Genomic DNA, 4,165 nt, shown 5'->3' with positions numbered 1-4,165 from the left:
TAAGATAATAAGTCTCTGAGGATTGGATACGAAAAACATGATTCGTCGCACCAGCTGATTGACGTTTTATACTAGCGCCAGCACCAATCTGACTCCAGTTTTCACCAACCTTACGAACAAAATCACTCATAATTCCAGTTACCCCTTAGGTACATAACGCCGCGTTAAGTAGTGAGCAACGCTACAACCCAGCTTAAATCATTACACCGTAAACACTAAAGCCGATTTAAACCAAAAATGCCACGCGTTGCGAATCTGCCTTAAACGCTTTGTTATAACTCATTTAGCCCACAAAATCTTCGAAGGAAATATTAGACTCTTTCGCTAAACCTTCATTGAGCATTTCATTGAACCATGCTTTTAAAGCTAGTTGCATTTCTGGCATTGAAGAATTCCACACAGGTTTGATGTGTTTAACCCAAAGCTCTACTTCTTTTTGCGTATATGTTCTATGCTCACACAAAGTACGAGCAATTCTCAGAATATTTTTAGCTGCTTCTTTGTCGATGACCTGACTAGGAACAGACCAACGTTTTTGGCCCAAGCAGTCTGTATAAAAGCCAACTTGCTTTAAATCGTCCAATAGCGCTGGAAAATCGTTTTCTTCGGAATAAATACCTCCGAAATCACGGAGTTTTTTACAACCATTTGCGACCAACAAAGGAAATACGTACATCACATTCTTTTTGGTATGAGTCCGATAAGCTTTCCAAGCGTCTTTGACTTCTTTTCCATCTCTTGCGACTGCTAACTCACGTAGGATTGAAATTTTTCCAGCCTCTTCAATTGCTAAAACAGCTATGGAGTAAGCCGTCGGATAGCTTTCAAGTTCAAACAGTTTTTCAGCATCGCTCAATAGCCGATTAGCGTTTTGTTGAGCAAAATTCATCCCATCAGCAATCTCACTTGTGCTGAGTGTATTTTTCCACTGTTTCAAATTCTTACTCAAGTGTACTCCTATGAGTTATAACGCCGCGTTAAGTGGTGAGCAACGCTACCACCTGCCTAAACCATTGTGCCGTAGACACTAAAGCCGAATCAAACCTAAAATGCCGAGCGTTGGGAATCCGTCTTAAACGCTTTGTTAGCTGCGTGTTCAATTAGTTTCTACGATATAGTCATTTTTCTTATTACAAAAACGATAACTCATCATTTCAGGGTAGTCGTTTGCTGCTGTATCTAAAATATCGATGATCGTTGACGTTGGAATTCTATAGATATACTTATTCCGTTCAAAATCAGAGCACGTAAAAACACCATGCCAATTTCTAGTTTCGTCACGATATGCGTACATAGCTTGACCGTGAATTAATTGGTTAGAAATAAACTGAACGTTTTTAGTTTGCTTAGTTTCTGAGCTGTAATCATAGAGTTCTGCGATATTCGCAAAATTACGATTGTTCACAGATTTGATACAACGATATGAATATACCTCAAATTGCTTTTTAAGTGTTTTTGAAGATAACTTATGGTTTTCAGAGAGTTTTCTGACCATGAATAATGAAATAATGACCTGTTTTTCGAAATTAACCTGCCTTTTTTCTGAATATCTAGGCGGATTCAGAACAGGCTTAAATTTTTTAACATACTCAAGTAAATCTTCTTTCCAATATCTTGATTCAATCACTTTTTCTTACCTAGTACGTAAAGCAGCTAACGCCCTGTTAAGGTGTGAGCGACGCAATACCGAAGCTGCCGCATACCACCTTAAACACTAAAACCAACGCATAGTAAAAATGCCACGCGTTGCGAATCACTCTTAAACAGTTTGTTAGTCGCGAGGCACCGAGCGACAATTTTAAGCCAAACTAAACTTTGCGAACAACAAACTTTATGTACTTTGATGCACTTAAGTCAGGCGTAGTCTCAAAGCGGCTACTCAATGAAACCACTTGGAACAAACAACACCGCAGAAAACGAACTGACAACACCAAAAGGCGCTTTTGGAAAGCTAATCTCACAGTGCGGACTTTCAACGAAGTCACTGAAACCACGTGGAACTTACAACACCAGAGAAAACGTCATTTCAGCGAGTAAATCGGCTTTTGTACCAACAAACTCACCGAGTGGAGTTGCAACCAAAAACCGACTCTCGATTGCCCTGCACTGTCAGCACCAAAGAACAAAACAACCGCTAGGACAGTTACAAAACTTTGGACTTGAAACAGTTGAAACTGAGTTATGACCATCGACGACGCATCTGCGTATCAAACGATCATTCGACAAATTCTAAGCTTAGAAACATGATTTTGATTGCTAGCTTTTTCTGGCGACTAACGCCCTGTTAAGGTGTGAGCAACGCAATGCAGAAGTCGCCGCATACCACCTTAAGCACTAAACACAACGCATAGTAAAAATGCCACGCGTTGCGAATCACTCTTAAACAGTTTGTTAAATGCTAGTTTCAAACTCTTCAATTAACCCTTGTTTTTTTAGTTCGGAGGTAATTGCACCACTTGTACGATCATGAATTTTTGATAGTTCGTCAATTGATGTATTTGAACTAAATGCGTGGACTAACTTTTCGCGCTCTTCTTCAGACCAAGGGAGCCCAGCATTCTTAGGAAGACCTTTTGAAATATTTTCTTCCTGTTTCTGCTCAACTGATTTTTTACCTTTCTTTGGCTGCTTCACTGCCCCAATAACTGTAAACAAAGACCGTATAACTTCCGGATTATTATAAGGTGAACATTCAGATAAAACTTCACCTGAAATCGGATCGATTCCATTTGCAAGTGCTTCAACATTTTTTAACGCTGTCAAAATATCCATATACTCTCCAATTTTTCGATTGCATTTAACGCCCTGTTAAGGTGTGAGCAACGCAATACCGAAGCTCCCGCATACCACCTTAATCACTAAAACCAGCGCATATTGAAAATGCCACGCGTTGCGAATCACTCTTAAACAGATTGTTATGCATCATTTTCACGGACTTTATTAGACCATGACTTGACTACCCTTTGCTCTTTTTTGACTAACCTAGATCGCCACATGAGATCGGCAAGCAATATAGCAATGACTGAGTTAAAACGTTCTCTAGGTGTCGAATTTTCCTCGAACTCTGAAGGACCACACCAAGGTAATTGACTAACCAAATGTGCTACTTTTTCAGAGTCAAAGCTAACACCACGCCAACTATGACCAAACTCATTTCGGATTTTACGGATAAGAGTTATTTCTCGAAACTCATTATCTTGAATTAAGCCAAGGGCATGCGCTGCTGTTGCTTTTGCGGAAAAAGTACCTAGTGGTGCGTTAAACCCAGATATAAGGTCTTTTCCTGATTTATTATCAGCAAAAAACTCTCCAAGGATATTACCTAACCAGTCATCTAATACCGCAGCAGCATTTAAAGCAGCACCACGATCACTCTCTTTGTTAAATTCCCTAAGAAACTCCGCAAGTTCCATAGTTTCAGGTTCTGACTTCATAACACTCCTGATGCATAACGCCGCATTAAGGTGTGAGCGGCGCTTGGCTATACTTGAGCGAAGCGAAACTGCCAAGCGTTGCGAATCACTCTTAAATGCTTTGTTATGGCGCAACTCTCAAAGATGGCCACCTAACTAACCACCCTTTCGAATTTACACGATTTTCAAATATTGCTCGTGACCTTTTCGGATTATGCGTGATGCAGTAGCCAAATAAAGATTCGAACCCAAATGCTGATACAACTTCATATTGATTCACACCTGTTTGACGAACGCCAACGGCAGTTTCTTTTTCAGGCCAGTAGCTCATGGCATCCACTGAACTTTGATAAGGTTCATCACCATTACGTTCATGCATTTGAGCTTGATTTCGAACTTGCCAATTAAGCTCAGGCATACAACCTTTCAAGTACTCTTCATAACCCAGATAGGCATTAGGATTCGATTCATTAAGATCAAAGTAAATCACATCAACGTCATTCAAAGCAGTCGTAGATTCAAACCCATGTAACGAGTCCCAAACTAAATTTCGCACGAAACCCGCTGCTATATAACACTGAGGTAGGTTCAGCAGAGACACATGATTTAGTGCCTCAGTCCGTATTGGGTCACGTTTTATTAATTCTACGATTTCGTCCATTTTCGCCCTGCGCCATAACGCCCTGTTAAGGTGTGAGCAACGCAATACCGAGCTCCCGCACACCACCTTAAACACTAAACGCAATGCATAG

Annotated in this window: 6 protein-coding genes; 1 reads left to right on the top strand and 5 read right to left on the bottom strand. The window is 40.4% G+C overall.

Annotation, left to right across the window (positions count from 1 at the left end; all coding sequences use genetic code 11):
- Positions 1-283 precede the first annotated feature (283 nt).
- Together R7O13_RS23640 and R7O13_RS23635 are read right to left on the bottom strand one after the other, a co-directional pair.
- Positions 284-949 (bottom strand): AbiV family abortive infection protein, encoded by a 666-nt coding sequence (locus R7O13_RS23640; RefSeq protein ID WP_213971168.1) that lies wholly within the window; start codon positions 947-949, stop codon positions 284-286.
- Positions 950-1,096: 147 nt separating this feature from the next.
- The gene (locus tag R7O13_RS23635; RefSeq protein WP_318304792.1) at positions 1,097-1,627 is read right to left on the bottom strand and encodes a hypothetical protein; all 531 of its coding nucleotides are present in this window, start codon (positions 1,625-1,627) and stop codon (positions 1,097-1,099) included.
- Between the two features lie 255 nt (positions 1,628-1,882).
- Between R7O13_RS23635 and R7O13_RS23630 the strand changes: the two genes are divergently transcribed.
- Positions 1,883-2,185: a hypothetical protein gene (locus tag R7O13_RS23630; protein WP_318304791.1), complete on the top strand. Its 303-nt coding sequence runs from the start codon at positions 1,883-1,885 to the stop codon at positions 2,183-2,185.
- A 206-nt stretch (positions 2,186-2,391) separates the two neighbouring features.
- Here the strand turns inward: R7O13_RS23630 and R7O13_RS23625 are convergent, their stop codons facing one another.
- From R7O13_RS23625 to R7O13_RS23615, 3 genes are all read right to left on the bottom strand, one after another.
- Complete coding sequence (locus R7O13_RS23625) at positions 2,392-2,772, bottom strand: hypothetical protein (protein WP_277436106.1); 381 nt, start codon at positions 2,770-2,772, stop codon at positions 2,392-2,394.
- A gap of 143 nt (positions 2,773-2,915) precedes the next feature.
- A complete protein-coding gene (locus tag R7O13_RS23620; RefSeq protein WP_206225557.1) occupies positions 2,916-3,434 on the bottom strand; it encodes a hypothetical protein in 519 nt (172 codons plus the stop codon).
- Between the two features lie 103 nt (positions 3,435-3,537).
- The gene (locus tag R7O13_RS23615; RefSeq protein ID WP_025769035.1) at positions 3,538-4,074 is read right to left on the bottom strand and encodes a nucleotidyltransferase family protein; all 537 of its coding nucleotides are present in this window, start codon (positions 4,072-4,074) and stop codon (positions 3,538-3,540) included.
- Between the last annotated feature and the right edge of the window lie 91 nt (positions 4,075-4,165).

The organism is Vibrio sp. Y176 (assembly GCF_033438945.1).
The sequence above is the reverse complement of the archived record's forward strand: the minus strand, read 5'-3'. Positions and strand labels throughout refer to the sequence as shown.